The organism is Microbispora sp. CL1-1, assembly GCF_012034195.1.
In the GTDB taxonomy this organism is placed as follows: Bacteria; Actinomycetota; Actinomycetes; order Streptosporangiales; family Streptosporangiaceae; genus Microbispora.
Map to the genome: position 1 here is coordinate 14,949 of NZ_JAATEK010000060.1, position 16,207 is coordinate 31,155.

Annotated in this window: 13 protein-coding genes; 7 read left to right on the forward strand and 6 right to left on the reverse strand. The window is 70.7% G+C overall.

What is annotated here, in order from left to right:
• Positions 1 to 447 precede the first annotated feature (447 nt).
• The gene (locus HCK04_RS37600) at positions 448 to 2,256 is read left to right on the forward strand and encodes a cellulose binding domain-containing protein (protein WP_142652186.1); all 1,809 of its coding nucleotides are present in this window, start codon (positions 448 to 450) and stop codon (positions 2,254 to 2,256) included.
• A gap of 205 nt (positions 2,257 to 2,461) precedes the next feature.
• Here HCK04_RS37600 and HCK04_RS37605 read toward each other — a convergent pair whose 3' ends face one another.
• On the reverse strand, positions 2,462 to 2,641 hold the full coding sequence (locus tag HCK04_RS37605; protein WP_142652188.1) for a hypothetical protein: 180 nt from the start codon (positions 2,639 to 2,641) through the stop codon (positions 2,462 to 2,464).
• Positions 2,642 to 2,721: 80 nt separating this feature from the next.
• Here HCK04_RS37605 and HCK04_RS37610 point away from each other — a divergent pair, with 80 nt between their 5' ends.
• Positions 2,722 to 3,189, forward strand: a complete 468-nt coding sequence (locus tag HCK04_RS37610; protein ID WP_142652190.1) for a MarR family transcriptional regulator — start codon at positions 2,722 to 2,724, stop codon at positions 3,187 to 3,189.
• Between the two features lie 334 nt (positions 3,190 to 3,523).
• Here the strand turns inward: HCK04_RS37610 and HCK04_RS37615 are convergent, their stop codons facing one another.
• On the reverse strand, positions 3,524 to 4,066 hold the full coding sequence (locus HCK04_RS37615) for an ATP-binding protein (RefSeq protein WP_142652192.1): 543 nt from the start codon (positions 4,064 to 4,066) through the stop codon (positions 3,524 to 3,526).
• 657 nt (positions 4,067 to 4,723) lie between these two features.
• Here HCK04_RS37615 and HCK04_RS37620 point away from each other — a divergent pair.
• Positions 4,724 to 5,155, forward strand: coding sequence for a hypothetical protein (locus HCK04_RS37620; protein ID WP_142652194.1), 432 nt, complete (start codon positions 4,724 to 4,726; stop codon positions 5,153 to 5,155).
• Positions 5,134 to 7,737 carry a DUF222 domain-containing protein gene (locus tag HCK04_RS37625; protein ID WP_142652196.1) on the forward strand — a complete coding sequence of 868 codons (2,604 nt, stop codon included), beginning with the start codon at positions 5,134 to 5,136 and terminating at the stop codon, positions 7,735 to 7,737. Before HCK04_RS37620 ends, HCK04_RS37625 begins: the two co-directional genes overlap by 22 nt.
• A gap of 146 nt (positions 7,738 to 7,883) precedes the next feature.
• Here HCK04_RS37625 and HCK04_RS43175 read toward each other — a convergent pair whose 3' ends face one another.
• The 3 genes from HCK04_RS43175 to HCK04_RS43185 are packed head-to-tail and all read right to left on the reverse strand — an operon-like array spanning position 7,884 to position 8,763.
• Positions 7,884 to 8,153 carry a hypothetical protein gene (locus HCK04_RS43175; protein WP_240972186.1) on the reverse strand — a complete coding sequence of 90 codons (270 nt, stop codon included), beginning with the start codon at positions 8,151 to 8,153 and terminating at the stop codon, positions 7,884 to 7,886.
• Positions 8,150 to 8,536, reverse strand: coding sequence for a polysaccharide deacetylase family protein (locus tag HCK04_RS43180; protein WP_260617543.1), 387 nt, complete (start codon positions 8,534 to 8,536; stop codon positions 8,150 to 8,152). Before HCK04_RS43180 ends, HCK04_RS43175 begins: the two co-directional genes overlap by 4 nt.
• Complete coding sequence (locus HCK04_RS43185) at positions 8,476 to 8,763, reverse strand: hypothetical protein (RefSeq protein WP_240972190.1); 288 nt, start codon at positions 8,761 to 8,763, stop codon at positions 8,476 to 8,478. The genes HCK04_RS43180 and HCK04_RS43185 overlap by 61 nt, the downstream gene beginning before the upstream one ends.
• Before the next feature lie 263 nt (positions 8,764 to 9,026).
• Here HCK04_RS43185 and HCK04_RS37635 point away from each other — a divergent pair, with 263 nt between their 5' ends.
• A complete protein-coding gene (locus tag HCK04_RS37635) occupies positions 9,027 to 10,892 on the forward strand; it encodes an ABC transporter ATP-binding protein (protein ID WP_240972187.1) in 1,866 nt (621 codons plus the stop codon).
• Positions 10,893 to 10,922: 30 nt separating this feature from the next.
• Here the strand turns inward: HCK04_RS37635 and HCK04_RS37640 are convergent, their stop codons facing one another.
• Entirely contained in the window at positions 10,923 to 11,939 is a 1,017-nt protein-coding gene (locus HCK04_RS37640; protein WP_221890030.1) for a LacI family DNA-binding transcriptional regulator, read from the reverse strand.
• A gap of 260 nt (positions 11,940 to 12,199) precedes the next feature.
• Between HCK04_RS37640 and HCK04_RS37645 the strand changes: the two genes are divergently transcribed.
• Both HCK04_RS37645 and HCK04_RS37650 read left to right on the forward strand, forming a co-directional pair.
• A complete protein-coding gene (locus tag HCK04_RS37645; RefSeq protein WP_142652198.1) occupies positions 12,200 to 14,164 on the forward strand; it encodes a beta-L-arabinofuranosidase domain-containing protein in 1,965 nt (654 codons plus the stop codon).
• A 139-nt stretch (positions 14,165 to 14,303) separates the two neighbouring features.
• Positions 14,304 to 16,034 (forward strand): CBM35 domain-containing protein, encoded by a 1,731-nt coding sequence (locus tag HCK04_RS37650; protein ID WP_142652200.1) that lies wholly within the window; start codon positions 14,304 to 14,306, stop codon positions 16,032 to 16,034.
• Positions 16,035 to 16,207 lie beyond the last annotated feature (173 nt).

The following is a 16,207-nucleotide window of genomic DNA, read 5'->3' on the forward strand; positions in this document are numbered from 1 at the left end:
CACCACCTGCGGGCCGGACTGCCGGCCGACGCACAGGGGGAGCGGGGCGGAGAGCGAGGGCGTCCCGCGCCTCGGCGCCGCATGCGGCGATTCCCGGCGTCGGCAGTTGCTTTCCGGGCCCGGAGTGATGAAACTTTCGTGTCTATTTCGGAAAAGTCCTCCCGAGAGTAACGGTAATCACGCCGCGAACAGCACCGTTCTTATCCGCCACGAAGCGGCTGTCGCCCCATCCGATTTGGGCCTTGCAGCGCTGCAACATTTCGGTGTTTCTTCGAAAAAATTCAGCTCACGCTCGTGTCAGCGGTCCTTGCCGGGCCGGTGACAGGTCCGGGATCCTCAGAAGGAAGGACGCACTGTCGTGAAACGCCTCAAGGTCTCGGCAGCAGCAGTGGCACAGGCTGCCGCAGTCCCCATCGATGCCGGCCGGCCCTCCCGCGGGGGCTGCCGATGATCGGCGACATCTTTTCGAGCGGCGTGCGCCGCGGCCTGTTTTCCGGCGGCGTGGGTCGCGGCCTGTTTTCCGGCGGCACGGGCGTGCGTCGCGGGCTCGTCGTGGCCGCCGTCGCCGCGCTTTCGCTGGGTCTCGCGGTGGTCGAGATCCCCGGTGGCGACGCCGGTGCAGGCGCGCTCGCGCCCTGGTCGGCGCAGGCGGCCAATGCCGCCGCCGGCGTCGAGGACGAGGGTGCCGACTGCCCGGTGCCCGACCTGGGACAGCCGGTGTCCAACTCCAGGCTTCCCGATCCCTTCAAGAAGATCAACGGGCAGCGCATCACGTCCAAGTCGGACTGGCGATGCCGCCGCGAGGAGATCAAGAAGCAGGCCGAGCGCTACATCTACGGTGAGAAGCCCGGCAAGCCGGCCGGCGTCACGGGCACGGTTTCGCGGACCAGCATCACCGTGAACGTGTCCGCCAACGGCAGGAGCTCCAGCTTCTCCGCGTCGGTGGACGCGCCGAGCGGCAACGGGCCGTTCCCGGCCGTCATCGTGTACGGCGGCTTCGGCGCGGACACCGCCACCATCAAGGCGAGCGGCGCCGCGGTGATCAGCTACGACCCGTTCTCGGTCGGCAGGGAAGGCACTCCGCGCAACAACAAGCAGGGCGCCTTCTACAGCATCTACGGCTCCTCCAGCAGCACCGGCCTGCTCGCCGCCTGGGCGTGGGGCGTCAGCCGCATCATCGACGTCATCGAGCAGCCGGGCGGGAGCATCCTCAAGGCGGACGCGACCGGCGTCACCGGCTGCTCGCGCTACGGCAAGGGCGCCTTCGTGGCCGGCGTGTTCGACCAGCGCATCGCCCTGACGATGCCGATCGAGTCGGGCAGCGCCGGTGTTCCCATCCTGCGCGGCATCGCCCAGGAGAGCGGTGCGCAGCCGCTGAGCAGCGCCTACTCCGAGCAGCCGTGGCTGGGTGACGCGTTCGGCTCCTTCACCGGCAACCCGAACGGGCTCCCGGTCGACACGCACGAGATGGTGGGCATGATCGCTCCGCGTGGTCTGTTCATCATGGAGAACCCGCACGTCGACTGGCTGGGCGCCCAGTCGGGCAGCGTGGCCGCGCTGGCCGGAGCCGAGATCTACAAGGCGCTCGGCGCGGGTGACAACATCAGCTACTGGTCGGACGTCCAGGACGGCACGCACTGCGCCAGCCGGTCCGAGTGGCGCACCCCGCTGCAGCAGAACATCCAGAAGTTCCTGCTGAAGACGGGCAACGCCCCCGGCGTGTTCCGGATCTCCTCCAGGAAGTCCGGCAACCTCTCGCAGTGGAAGGACTGGACGACCCCGACCCTGTCGGATTCCAACCCGTCCCCGAGTCCGTCCCCGAGCCCGTCCCCGAGTCCGTCCCCGTCCCCGTCTCCGAGTCCCAGCCCGACCCGCTCGCCCAGCCCCAGCCCGTCCCCCAGCGGGAACACCAGCCCGAGCCCGTCTCCCAGCCCGAGCCCCTCGCCGTCCGGCGGAGTGAGCGGCGCGTGCTCGGCGACGATCCAGGTGGTCAACTCCTGGTCCGGCGGCTGGCAGGGCGAGGTCACGGTGCGCGCGGGGAACTCCCCGATCAACGGCTGGACCGTGAACTGGACCTGGCCCGGCGGGCAGACCATCACCCAGATCTGGGGAGGCGTACGCTCGGGCTCCGGCTCGACCGTGGCGGTGCGCAACGAGTCGTGGAACGGCTCGGTCGCGGCCAACGGGAGCACGACCTTCGGCTTCCTCGGCAGCGGGACCGCGGCGACCCCGACGGCCACCTGCACCAGCCCGTGATCCACGGGTGATCCGACGTACGGCAGGACACTCGGCCGGACGCTGACGATCAGGGCCCGCTGCGACCACGCCGCGGGCCCTCCTGTGTGTACGGGCCGGGGCTCGGTCTCCGCCAGTGTCATCAGCGCCCGAAGATCACTACCCGAGGATCAGTGTCCGAGGATCAGTGTCCGAGGATCAGTGTCCGAGGATCAGTGTCCGAGGATCAGTGTCCGAGGAGCATGACGACGCCGACGATGACGAAATGGATGAGCACCGCGAGCACCAGGACGCTGGCGAATATCCACTTGGCGGGGCCGTGCTCGAAGTGCTTGCTGTCCTTCATGGGCGGCCGCTTGGCGACGCGGTCGGCGATGCGCTCTTCCAGACTCTTCCTACGGGCCATGACACTTCCTGTGTTCTCGGCGCTGCTTAGTGCACTAACAGTTAGTGTACTAATCGCCTAGCATGGCCATGGAGGTGCACATGAGTGACATTGGCGACATCGTCGACCCGTTGGCCCTGGAGAACCAGGTCTGCTTCGCCCTGGCGGTCGCCTCGCGGTCGGTCATCGGTCTCTATCGGCCCCTGCTCGAACCGATGGGCCTGACCCACCCGCAATATCTGGTGATGCTGGCCCTCTGGCAGCACGCGCCGTTGTCGGTGAAGGACCTCAGCCGGATGCTGGCCCTGGAGCCGGCCACGCTGTCGCCGCTGCTCAAGCGCCTTGAGGCGGCAGGCTACGTCGAGCGCCGCCGTGCCAGTGACGACGAGCGTTCCCTGGCGATCGTGCTGACCGACGAGGGACGCGCGCTGCGCCGGCAGGCCGAGAAGGTCCCGGTGGCGATCGTCGAGCGGCTGGGGATGGAGCTGACCGAGCTGCAGAGCCTGCACCAGGCGCTGACCCGGGTGATCGCCGCGGCCAACGGCGCCCACCTCGCCGAACTGCCCTGATCACCCACTGACCGCCCGCCGATCGGGCCGCTGATCACCACTGATCGGCCCACCGCACCATCAGCAGGTCGCACAGCTCCGTCCCCTGGCGCGAGCGCTCGCCCTGCCGTACGTGGGCGTCCTCGGCGTCGCTGCGGCCGAGTCGGCCTGGAATGCCGGTTCCATGGCTCCGCCGAGATCCTCCGCGCGACCGGGGGCCCATTCCCGAGTCGGCCCCCGGAACGTCGGCTCCATGGCTCCGCCGAGATCCTCCGCGCGACCGGCGGCTCATTCCCGAGTCGGCCCCCGGAACGTCGGCTCCATGGCTCCGCCGACATCCTGTGCGACCGGCGGCTCATTCCTGCGGGATGACCCGCTCTCCTTCGCCCACGGGCTCCTCGAAGCCCGCCACGTATGACCGGAGAAGCTCGTCGGACACCGTGACACTGTTCGGGCCGCTCAGGGCGTTGCGCGCCGCGAGCCGCCGGCGCAGGGTCTCCGGGCGAGCCTTCAGGTAGAGGAGCTCCCACCGATATCCGTGACTCTCGATCAGTGCCTTGTACCGGTCGCGCGTCGCGCGCCTCCAGAAGCTGTAGTCGAGGACCACGCTCCGGCCTGCCCGCATCAGGCGCACAAGCTCCTGCCACAAGTCATCCTCGGCACGGGCCTGATGGTCCGCGTACTCCTCCGGGTCGAGCTCGCCGCCGTCGCGCCCGAGCCGTGCCCAGACGGCCTCGTCGATGGACAGCCGGACATAGCCGCGTCGCTCCAGCTCCTGCGCGTACGTCGTCTTGCCCGAACCGGCGATGCCGCACATCATCACGACGCGCCGCTCCGTCTCGTCCTCAACCCGAGGAACGGGACGCCCTGCGCTGAGGTGGCCAGGAATGCCGGTCATGCCCCGAGTCTCGTCGTTTCCCGGGTTTTCGGCGCTTGCCGGGTAGTGCCTCCGCGCCCTCTGGGCGACGCCTTGTCTGCCCCTGGCAGGGTTTGTCGAGCCACAGTTCCTGCCATGGCGTGACCGGCAACGGCTCCTGGCAGGGCTTGCACGGCGGCGAACTATCCCGTGACCTGGGCGATTCCCTCAATCTGTGATCCCAAGAGATTCTTAGTTGATCTTGCACAAGCTCCGGAGGCAGGAGAGAATTAATACAAGTTTTCGAATCGCTTGATGGAGGTGTGATGGATCTGTTCGACATCGATCCTGAGCGCCTTCGTCATTCGAATGGCCCCGACGACGGCTGGTGGGACCGTCTGATCGCCAACTCGCCGCTGTGGTCCTCTGATGGTTCATCCGCCCGGGAGCCCTTCCCGATCATCAACTTCGGGCTCCGGCAGCGCGGCGACGCACCCGTTGCCGCAAGCACGGACGCCCCAGGCGCGGACGTTCCAGGCACCGATCCCGATAGCACAACCAACGACGGCGCGGATGCCACGAGTGGGGCGGCCACCGGTACGAATGCCGCTGGCATGAGCGGTGCTGGCACGGACGGCGCTGACGCGAACGCCGCATGTTGGACCGCCGACAGCGCGGGATCTGACGCGGGTGCCGCCCGTGGGGCTTGTGCTGGTGCGGCTGCCGATGGCGCGAACGGCGCTGGCTCTGGTGCCGCGTGCGGGGCCGCCGACGGTGCGGCATCCGCCGGTGAGAATGTCGGTGGCACGAACGGCGCTGGCGCGAATGCCGCGCGTGGAGCTGCCGACGGTGCAGATACCACTGGCCCGGACGCTGCTGGCGCTGCTGGCGCTGGCTTTGGTGCCGCGCGTGGTGCTGCCGACGGCGCAGGTACCACTGGCCCGGACGCTGCTGGCCCGGACGCTGCTGGCCCGGACGCTGCTGGCCCGGACGCTGCTGGCGCGGCCGGCCCAGGTGCGGGTGCGGGTGCTTCCGACGGTGTGGGCGGTCGTGGTCGTGGTCGGGGTGGTGTGCGGTCGTCGTGGGTGGTGGTGGGGTCGGTTCGTGAGGTGGCCCAAGAGCTGGCGCTGACGCCGCTTCCCGATGACGTGGACATGTGCCTGGCCGAGGCGGAAGAGCTGCTGTTCGCCCGCGACCGGATCACCAGCGCCCTGGCCGACCGCGTCGGCCGGGTCCACCGAGCAGGTCAGGCCAAGCAGCACGGCCATGCCTCCACCCGCTGCTGGCTACGCACCGCCGCCGGGATGACCGTGGGCGGAGCTGGTCGCCTGCTCACCCTCGGCGCGGAACTGCCCCGCCTCCCCGTCGTGCGGGAGAAGTTCGCCACAGGGGAGCTGGCGGCCGGGGTGGTGGAAGCCATCTGCGCCGCCGTCGTCGGGCTATCGGATGAGCAGGCCGGCCTGGCGGAGCCGATCCTGGTGGACCTGGCCGGCAAAGCGGGGGCGGCGGAGGTCGCCAAGGCCGGCCGCCATCTGCGGGCGGTGCTGGACCCCGATGGGGAAGAGCGGGATGAGCGGGCCGATTACGGGCGGCGGTTCCTGCGGGTCCGCCCGGGCAAGGGCGGCGGCGTGGAAGGGGAGTTCTACCTGCCGCGTGAGGCCGGCGCCCGGTTGATGGCGTTGTTGCAGGCGTACGCCAAGCTGAGGGCACAGGGGGATGACCGCCCGCTGACGGTGCGCCAGGCGGACGCCTTGATCGCCCTGCTGGAGCAGAAGATCGCCGCCGAGCTCCTCGTCGTGGTCAGCGCCGAATCCCTCCCCACCGACCCCGAAACCACCGACCCCACCGCCGACAACCCATACCCCGCCGACCCGGCCACCGAAGACCCCGCTGCCCCGGCCACCGAAGAGACCGACCCGGCCACCCAAGACACCGCCGACCCTGCCGCCGACGACGAGGTCAGCGACCACTTCGCAGACCTCGGCGACAGCGCCCCCAGCGACTACGTCCCCGACCCTGCCGGAAGCACTGACGAGCCGAGCCAAGCCGACGACACCACCGACCATGTCGAAGACGCGCGGGATGCCGGGGGCTTCGAGGAAGGCCGGGACGACACGGGCGACTCTGCTCCTGGCGAGGCCGGGGCAGATGCCGGTGCGGAGAGCGCCGACGACCCCGCCGACCACGTCGAAAACGCGCGGGATGCCGGGGGCTTCGAGGAAGGCCGGGACGACACGGGCGACCGTGCTCCTGGCGAGGCCGGGACAGATGCCGGTGCCGAAAGCGCCGACGACACCAACGCCTACGCCCCCGACGCCACCGGAAGCGCCGACGACCCCAGCCAGGCCGACGACGCCGTCTCCGACGTGATGGGCGATCCGGGTGCTGCGGGCGGCACCGACGGCCCCGAGACCCCGGACGAGCTCGACACTGCTGAGGCTGTCCCCGCCACCGACCCTGCCGCTGGCTCCGGCGACGTCGCGACCGGACTTCGCGATGAGGAGCCTCGTGGCTGGGGAGCCGGTGAGTGCGGGGCCGGTGAGCGGCGGCCCGGGGAGTGCGAGCCGCGCAGCACCGCGAACACCGCCTGCATCGAGGGCGACCACACCGCGAACGCCGACTCCGCCGAGGACGACGACACCGCGAGCAACCGCTCTGCCGAGTGCGACACGACCGCGCCTGCAGAGGGCGATGGCTGCGTTCGCGGCGCGGCCCGGTCCGGAGCAACCCACGCCCGGCGGGGTGCGTCAGCATGGCCTGCTCACGATGGCGGGCATTCGCACACAGCCCCTTCGCACGCTGCCCCTTCGCACGCTGCCCCTTCGCACGCTGCCCCTTCGGACACAGCCCCTTCGCACGCTGTCCCTTCGGACACAGCCTCTTCGGACACAGTGCCTTCGGGTGCGACGGCTTCGAGTTCGGCGCGGCCGGATCCTCCTCCCGAGGATGTCTCCGCTCATCACACCCACGCTGGGCCTCGGACTGCGGGGGACTGCCGGCATGGCCAGAGCACGTGCCGGTGCGGCAGCCAAGGCGCGTGGCGGTGCAGTGGCGACGCGCGGTGCTCGTGCGCGACGCAGGCAGCGGGAACTCCGGGAACAGCAGCGGGAGCCGGGCGAGCGACGCCGGGGACGGCGCAAGAGGCGTCACAAGGAGCGGCACGGGGAGCGGCGCAAGGTGCGTCACCCGGAGCAGCTCCGGGTGCGTCGGCGGGCGCGATGCCCGGGGCGTTCTTGGGGTCGGCGTTGGGAGCGTCGGCAGGCACGTTGCTGGGGGCGTCGTTGGGGATGGCACCGGGGACAGCGCCGGGGTTGTTGCTGGCGACCGGGCAGGTGCTGCCCGTCTCCAGCGTGCACCGGCTCGCCCGCACCAGCACGTTGGTCCGGATCGTCATGAACGCCGACGGGCAGGTCCTCGACATGGGCCGCAAGGTCCGCCTGGCCACCCCTGCCCAGCGCCGGGCCATCTTCGCCCGGTACGCCACCTGCTGGATCGACGGCTGCCCCCTCCCGGCGACCATGTGCCAGATCGACCACGCCGACAACTGGAGCACCGGCGGCCTCACGGACCTGAAGCTGCTGGGCCCGGCCTGCCAGTTCCACAACCGCGACCGCTACCAGCACCCCGACCGCTACACCCGCCGCCAAGTAGGCGAAGACCGCTGGGCCTTCACCTACCACCGCCTCGGACGAGCCCGACGACTACACGAGTAAGGCCGAAGGCGCGGGGGTGGGCGATGCGCAGGGCAGGCCCGGGCGGCGCGCGGACAGGCCCAGCGGCTGCGGGCGTGAGGCGAGAGCAGGCAGCGGACGACGCACAGTGCAGGGCCGCGCGGCTGCGGGGCTCGGCGGCGTACGGGTCATGATCGGGGGTGGCGGGCCGTGAAGTCGTCCGCGATGGCGTCGAACGTGGACCACCGGACGCCCTGGTGCTTGCCGATGTGCTCGATGAGGCGCTCCAGCATGAGCAGGACCTGCGGGCGGCCCGAGACGTCCGGGTGGATCGTCATGGTGAAGACGGCGTAGTCCGACTCGCGGTGGACCCATTCGAACTGGTCGAGCCACACCTCCTCGACGTGCCGCGGGTTGACGAAGCCGTGGCTGTTCGGGCTGGTCTTGACGAACATCATGTGGGCGGCAGGTCGTCGAGATACCAGTTGCCGGGGATCTCGACGAGATCGGTCTCCTCCCCGCGTACGAGCGGCTTCATCCACTCGCGGGCGTCCCCGTCATAGTCGATCTTCGACCAGGTGTCGCCGACGCGTACGTAGTAGGGCTCGAAGTCGCGGTGCATCAGCGAGTGGTCGCACTTGATGCCGCGGTCGAGCAGCAGCTCGTTGGTGACCGGGGAGAACTCCCACCACGGCGCGACGTACCGGGTGGGGCGCCGGCCGGTGCGCGTCTCGATGAGGTCGATGCAGTGGTCGAGCACGGCCGACTCCTGCTCGCGGCTCATCGCGATCGGGTTCTCGTGGCTGTAGCCGTGTACGCCGATCTCGTGTCCGGCCGCCACGACCTGCTCGAACTGCTCGGAAAGGTCTCGACGGAGTGGCCGGGCCAGAACCAGGTCGCCGGCAGGCCGTACTTCGCCGGCAGGGCGTTGAGCCGCGGCACGCCCACCTCGCCCGCGAACAGGCCACGCGAGATGTCGCACGGGGAGTCCGCACCGCCGTAGGAGCCGAGCCGGCCGCCGACCGCGTCGACGTCGATCCCGAACGCCACGAAGATCTCCTTGGCCATCGGCGCGTCCTCTCTTCCTGGTGCCGTCGGGACGGACACGGGCGGCGTGGGCCTGCCGTGTGACGTGGGACGATGCCGCCCGGCCCTATCGCTTCCGTTCCCCGTACGTGCGCAGGAACGACGCCCGCCAGGACGCGGAAACAGCGCTCGCATACACGCGGGAACGACGCCCGCATACACGCGGGAACGACGCCCGCTCGGGCGCGCGGACGACGCCCGGGGCGCAGAAAATCGTTCGCTCTCCCGTCACACGCTGAGAGACCATGACCACGGCGGGTTCGGCGTTCGGGGGAGGGCTCATGACGGCGCTGGGGTCGATCGAGGACGGAGATAGCGGCCCATCTACGCGCAAATCGGCGGTTCTGCTGGTGCTGCACTACTACTTCGGCGAGCTGCGGCGCCAATGGCGGGTCGCGGCACCCGCACTGACGTTGCCGGCCATCGGGAACATCTGCCTGTTCTACCTGGCGCCGCTGGCGGTGGCCGGGCTCGTGGGGCATCTGGCCGGCGGCGGGGACGGCACCGTCGGCGCGCTGCTGCCGTACGTGCTGGGCTTCGGCGCGATGCTGCTGGCGGGCGAGGCACTGTGGCGGGTCGGGCTGCACTTCCTCAACCGCACCGACGCCCGGGGCATCGAGCGGCTCGGCGTGGTGGGCATGGACGAGCTGCTGGCCAAGGACGCCGCGTTCTTCCACGACAACTTCGCCGGCTCGCTGACCAAGCGGGTCATCGGGTTCTCCTCCAGGTACGAGGAGTTCGTCGACACGCTCACCTTCTCGGTCGTCGCCAAGCTGGTGCCCCTGGTTTTCGCCTCGGTGGTGCTGTGGCGATATCACCCGCTGCTGGTCATCGTTCTGGTGGGCCTCGTCATCGTCACCGGGTTCCTCGTCGTCCCGCTCATCCGCCGTCGTCAGGCGCTGGTCGAGAAGCGCGAGGCCGCCAAGGTGCGGGTGTCGGGACACGTCGCCGACGTGCTGGCCAACATGGACACGGTCCGCGCGTTCGCCGCGGAGGAGCGTGAAGCCGCCGAATATCGGACGAGGATCGCCGAGCAGCGCAAGCTGTCCCTGCGGTCCTGGGACTACGGCAACCTCCGGGTGGACACCGTCGTCGCCCCGCTGTCGGTGCTCACCAGCACCGTGGGCCTGCTCCTCGCCGTGGCGCTGCGCGGCGGCCTCGGCGTGGAGGCCATCGTGGTGACGTTCACCTACTACACGAACACGATCGGCATCATGTTCGAGTTCAACCAGATCTACCGGCGTGTCGAGAGCGTGCTCACCGAGGCGGCACAGTTCACCGAGCTGCTTCTCGTGCCGCCGACCGTGGTGGATCCGGCCGATCCGCAGCCGCTGCGCCCCGCCGACGCGAGCGTCCGCTTCGAGCGGGTGAGGTTCGCGTACGGCGGCGGCGCGCACCTGTTCGACGGCCTGGACCTCGACATCCCCAGCGGCGCAAGGATCGGGCTGGTGGGCCAGTCGGGCGGCGGCAAGAGCACGCTGACGCGGCTGTTGCTGCGGCTCATGGACATCGACGGAGGCAGGATCCTGATCGGCGGCCAGGACATCACCCGGCTGCGTCAGGCCGATCTGCGCAGCCTGATCGCGTACGTGCCGCAGGAGCCCGCCATGTTCCACCGGTCCGTGCGCGACAACATCGCGTTCGCCCGGCCGGGCGCCACCGAGGCCGAGATCCTCCAGGCCGCCGAGGCGGCACACGTCACGGAGTTCGTCGAGTCGCTGCCGGACGGGTTCGACACCCTGGTCGGCGAGCGCGGCGTCAAGCTCTCCGGCGGCCAGCGGCAACGCATCGCGCTCGCCCGCGCCATCCTGCGCGACGCCCCGATCCTGCTGCTCGACGAGGCGACCAGTGCGCTCGACTCCGAGAGCGAGATCCTCGTGCAGGAAGCCCTGTGGCGGTTGATGGAGGACCGTACGGCGCTCGTGGTCGCGCACCGCCTGAGCACCGTCGTCCGCATGGACCGGCTCGTCGTGCTCAACCGGGGACGGATCGTGGAGCAGGGCAGCCACCATGAGCTGCTCCAGGCCGACGGCCCCTACGCCCGGCTCTGGCACCACCAGTCCGGAGGCTTCCTCGTCGAGCAGGACGCCCCGGACGCGCTCCACCGCTGACCTCGTCGTACGGCGGAGCGGCCGGACGGGTCACGGGAGCGGCATGGTGGTGGACTCCCGCACCACGAGCCGGCAGGGGTGGGCGTGCCGGCCGGGGGAGGGGGAGCCGTTGATGGCGGCCAGGAGCATCTCCGCCGCCGACCGGCCGAGCCCTTCGAGGTCGAGATCGATGCTGGTCAGCGGTGGCTGGCAGGCTTCGGTCATGACGTCCCAGTTGTCGAAGCCGATGAGGGCGACGTCCTGGGGCACCCGGCGTCCTGCGGCCCGCAGCGCGTCGCAGACGCCCCGGGCGATCTGGTCGCTGCCGCAGAAGACGGCGTCGAACTCGGACCGGCCGGCGAGGAGGATGCCGACGGCCTGACGGCCCCACACCTCGCTCCATCCGCCGAACAGTGGCGGCGCGACCAGGGACAGCCCGTCCTCGGCCAGGCGCTCGGCGGCGGCCGCCGCGCGCACCCGGGCGGAGTTGTGGTGCTCGGGCCCGGTGACGTGGGCGATCCGGGTGCGCCCGACGGCCAGGAGGTGCTCGACCGCCTTACGGGCGCCGCCCGCCTCGTCGGGGACCACCGAGCAGTCGCCGGGGTCGGCGGAGCTGATGAAGGCGTAGACCACGGGCACGGGCAGGTTGGCGCCGATGGGCGCCCGCGCCTCGGTGCGCCGGCCGGTGACGATCATGCCGTCGACCCGTCGGCTGAGGAGGGTCTTGACGTAGTACTGCTCACGGATGGGATCGTCGCGCCCGTCGCAGAGGAAGACCGACATCTCCCCGGCGCCCAGCGCGTCCTCCGCGCCCATCAGCACGGGGATGCTGAACCGCCCGATCGTGTCGGTGGTGATCATGCCGACCGTGTAGGTGCGGCCCGAGTGCAGGCTGCGGGCGCCCGCGTTGGCCTCGAAGTTGAGCTGCCGGGCCGCCTCCCGGACGCGCATGCGGGTCTCCTCCCGCAGCGATCCGCGTCCGTTGAGCGCCTTGGAGGCCGTGCCCACCGACACCCCGGCCAGCGCCGCGACGTCGGCGATCGTGGCATGACGCTCCAGCTTTCCCACGTTTCCTCCACTTTCCCTGAGGGTTGCCTGATCCCCACTCTATAGGCCGTACGTGCGACGACGAAGCCCCTGTAACACCGCGGAAACAGGCTATTGACGGTCTGGAAGCCGGTTGGATACCGTGACGGCAATCCTTTTCCTAGTTTCCTATCGCGCAAGCGACTCGCCGCACGGCTTCTCGCTTCGCCAGGCAGCAGGGTGGCTCGCCTCGGCCGGCCGTCCGCGTCTGCACGACCACATGGCTCCACGAAAGATCAGGCATGACTGAGCAGAAGTTCTCAGAGACCTCCCCGGTGACCTCCCCGGCCGGCCTCCGTGATCCTGCGGGGCCGGTGTCCCCGGGGCCCGGGGCGGTCGCCGCGCTGTGGCCGCTGGGCCCGGACCAGGCCCGTCTCGATCCGGGAGGTCTGCTGGGGCAGTGGCAGCGGCGCAACGCCGAGGACACGCTGCCGCACTGCGTGGACAACCTGCACCGCGCCGGGAACATCGGCAACCTCCGCGCCGCCGCGGGCGAGCAGGACACGGCGTTCGCCGGCATGTGGTTCGCCGACTCAGACGTCCACAAGACGCTGGAGGCCGCGGCCTGGGAGCTGGGCACCTCGCCTGGCGACGAGGCGCTGCGGTCGTTCGTGGAGGACACGGTCGCGTTGCTCGCCCGCGCCCAGCAGGCGGACGGCTACCTCAACTCCTACTTCACCGTCGTCGCGCCGGACGAGCGGTGGCGCAAGCCCGACTGGAGCCACGAGCTCTACTGCGCCGGCCATCTCTTCCAGGCGGCGGTGGCCGCGGCCCGCACCGGCGTGAGCCCCGAGCTGGTGACCGTGGCCCGGCGGTTCGCCGACCTGCTGGTCGAGCGGTTCGGCCCGGACGGCGTAGAGGAGGTCTGCGGGCATCCGGAGGTCGAGACGGCGCTCGCCGAGCTCTATCGGCTGACCGGTCACCGGCCCTATCTCGACCTCGCGCGCCGGTTCCTCGACCTGCGCGGACGCGGGCTGCTCGGGCACGGGCGGTTCGGGCCCGCCTACTACCAGGACCACGTGCCCGTACGGGAGGCCCGCGAGGTCACCGGCCACGCCGTACGCCAGCTCTACCTGCTGGCCGGGATGGTCGACGTGGGCGTGGAGACGGGCGACCACATGCTGCTGGACGCGGCCGAGCGGCTGTGGGAGGACGCCGTCCACCGGCGCACCTACGTCACCGGCGCGCACGGCTCGCGCCATCGCGATGAGGCGTACGGCGACCCGTACGAGCTGCCGGCCGACCGGGCCTACGCCGAGACCTGCGCGGCGATCGCGAGCGTCCACCTGAACTGGCGGCTGCTGCTGGCCACCGGCCGGGCCCGCTACGCCGACGAGATGGAGCGGGCGCTCTACAACGCGGTCGCCCCCGCCGTGTCGTCCGACGGCAGGCACTTCTTCTACTCCAACCCCCTCCAACTGCGCACGGGACACACGAGCTCGGGCGAGGAGGCGGCGGCGCGCCGGCTGCCCTGGTATTCGTGCGCCTGCTGCCCGCCCAACATCGCCCGGCTGATGGCCTCACTGCACGGCTATCTGGCCACCGCCCACGACGACGGCCTGCAGATCCACCTGTACGCCTCGGGCAGCGTGGACGCCGTGGTCGCGGGCGCCGCCGTCAGCGTGGACGTACGCACCGAATATCCCTGGGAGGGCCGGATCGAGCTGACCGTGAGCGGCGAGACCGCCGTCCCCTGGACGCTCTCGCTGCGCGTGCCGGCCTGGTGCGACGCGTACACGGTCAGGATCGACGGCGGCCCGGTGATGGCCCCCGCGCGGGACGGCTACATCCGGCTCACCCGGGTCTGGGCACCCGGCACGACGGTCGTCCTCGACCTCGACATGCCCGTACGGCACGTGACCGCGCATCCGCGCGTGGACGCGGTGCGGGGCTGCGTCGCCCTGGCACGAGGCCCGCTCGTGTACTGCCTGGAGCAGGCCGACCTGCCGCCGGGCACGGTCCTCGAAGACGTGCGGCTGGACCCCGCCGCGCCGATCACGGCGATTCACCGGCAGGACCTGCCGGACATCCCGGTCGTGATCAACCTCGGCGGGCAGGTCGCCCACGCGGGCGACTCGCTGTACGTCACCGGGCGGAGGCGCGAGCGGCCGGGCACGCCGCTCACGCTCACGGCGGTGCCGTACTTCCTGTGGGGCAACCGGAGCGAGGGCCCGATGCGGGTCTGGATCCCGGTCGCCACGTCGTGACCTCGCGGGCCGCACGCCATGCGGCCCGCGGCGACACGGGAACCGCCCGCGGCGCGCGCCGCCGGAATCGGGGCGGGCGGTCCCCGGCTTCACCTCCTCTCCACCCCCCACCTGAGCCCCAGAAAGAGCGAGGTAGGTAATGCGCAGACCCCGACGCACGACCCCGCTGCCCGCGCTGGCCGCATCGCTGTCCGTGTCACTGACGGCGTCACTTATCGGGGCGCTCGTCCCGCCGGCGCCCGCCGAGGCGGCGGGCGCCACCCTGACGGTGAACGTGGCCCAGCCCTTCCGGCCCGTCACCCACGTCGCGTCCGGCGGCCTGTACGGCCTGGCGGAAAGCAGCAGGCCGGCCGACTCCGCGCTGCTGCCGCTGAAGGTCGACTCGCTGACGCAGCCCGCGCCGGGCGTGGGGCAGAAGCCCAACGGCCAGCCGCCCGGCGGCGACTCGCTGCTCGTGGCCCCGCAGGCCACCCGCGTCGGGGCGGGGGAGTTCATCCGGATGCCGGACATCTACCCCGACTTCCCCTATCGGTGGGTGAGCTGGAACGACTGGCTGGCCAAGGTGAACACGATGGTCGGGGCCCGCCGCAACGCGACCACGGTGACCAACGTCATCGGCTGGGAGCTGTGGAACGAGCCCGACTGGACCTGGAACACCTCCGCGGCCGGGTCGTTCAACGACGGCTGGACGCGCACCTACCGGGCGGTGCGGGCGCTCGACACCACGACGCCGATCGTCGGCCCGAGCACCTCCTACTACAACCGCTCCTGGTTGTCGTCGTTCCTGAGCAGCGCCAAGGCCGCGGGCACACTTCCCGACGTCATCTGCTGGCACGAGCTGGGCGACCCCACCGCCATCGCCGCGCACATCGCCGACTACCGCGCACTGGAGAGCTCGCTCGGCATCAGCCCCCGCCGCATCGCGATCAACGAGTACGCCGCGACGAGCGAGGTGGACGTGCCCGGCAGGGTCGCCAGCTACGTCGCCAAGTTCGAGCGTGCCGGCGTCGAGATGGCACACCGGGCGTTCTGGTACGAATACGGCACCATGAACGGGCTCGTCGTCAACAACAGCCAGCCCACCGGCACATGGTGGCTGTACAAGTGGTACGGCGACATGGCCGGCCGCATGGTCGCCACCACTCCGGCAACCCAGACCGGGCTGGACGGCTTCGCCTCCTACGACTCCACCCGCAAGATCGTCAACGTGGTCTTCGGCAACGAGTCGGGCACCAACACGGTACGCGTCACCGGCATCGGCCCGCTGGGCTCCTCGGTGCGGGTGACCCTGCAGTCGACCCCCGCGAGCGGCCGGTTCACCGCCGTGACCGCGCCCACGACCATCTCGACCAGCGCCTACACCGTGAGCAACGGGGAGATCAGCGTCTCGGTGCCGAACATGTCGGCGACCAGCGCCTACAACCTGGTGGTCCAGCCGGTCAGCGGCGTGCCGTCCTACCAGCAGCGTTACGAGGCGGAGAACGCCTCGGTCTTCCGCGCCCAGAGGCTGACGAGCTCCAGCGCGTCCGAGGGCGGCTACGTCGGGCGCATCGACAACAACAACGGTGACCACACCACGGACAGCTACGTCGACTTCGTGGTGAACGTGCCCACGGCCCGGGCGTACACGATGACCATCGGCTACGCCAACGGCACCGGGGCGACCGCGACACAGGGGCTGGCGTACAACGGCGGCGCCTGGACGACGGTCAGCTATCCGCCCACGGCCGGCTGGAGCCAGTTCGGCGCGACGGTGAGCACCACGGTGAACCTGCGGGCGGGCTACAACGTGATCCGCCTGGCCAAGGGGTCCCCCTACTTCAACGGCGGGACCGGATACGCCGAGCTGGACTACATCCAGCTCACCTGAGCCCCACCCGAGCTTTCGATGACAGCGGCCGGAAGCCGGCCGTCGAAAGGAAGAACGATATGAAGAGCCTCGACAAGGGCCGGCGCGCCGCCGGTCTGGGCCTGGTGGTCCTCGCCGTCGCGGGCGGTCTGACCGCGTGCGGGTCGTCCGGGGACGACGGCGCCGGCGCCTCA

Coding starts and splice junctions, on each gene's coding strand:
- HCK04_RS37605 (WP_142652188.1), bottom strand. CDS start 2,641: ATGGCCCGTAGGAAGAGTCTGGAAGAGCGCATCGCCGACCGCGTCGCC.
- HCK04_RS37645 (WP_142652198.1), top strand. CDS start 12,200: ATGACTGAGCAGAAGTTCTCAGAGACCTCCCCGGTGACCTCCCCGGCC.
- HCK04_RS37600 (WP_142652186.1), top strand. CDS start 448: ATGATCGGCGACATCTTTTCGAGCGGCGTGCGCCGCGGCCTGTTTTCC.
- HCK04_RS43185 (WP_240972190.1), bottom strand. CDS start 8,763: ATGGCCAAGGAGATCTTCGTGGCGTTCGGGATCGACGTCGACGCGGTC.
- HCK04_RS37610 (WP_142652190.1), top strand. CDS start 2,722: ATGAGTGACATTGGCGACATCGTCGACCCGTTGGCCCTGGAGAACCAG.
- HCK04_RS43175 (WP_240972186.1), bottom strand. CDS start 8,153: ATGATGTTCGTCAAGACCAGCCCGAACAGCCACGGCTTCGTCAACCCG.
- HCK04_RS37635 (WP_240972187.1), top strand. CDS start 9,027: ATGACCACGGCGGGTTCGGCGTTCGGGGGAGGGCTCATGACGGCGCTG.
- HCK04_RS37615 (WP_142652192.1), bottom strand. CDS start 4,066: ATGACCGGCATTCCTGGCCACCTCAGCGCAGGGCGTCCCGTTCCTCGG.
- HCK04_RS37650 (WP_142652200.1), top strand. CDS start 14,304: ATGCGCAGACCCCGACGCACGACCCCGCTGCCCGCGCTGGCCGCATCG.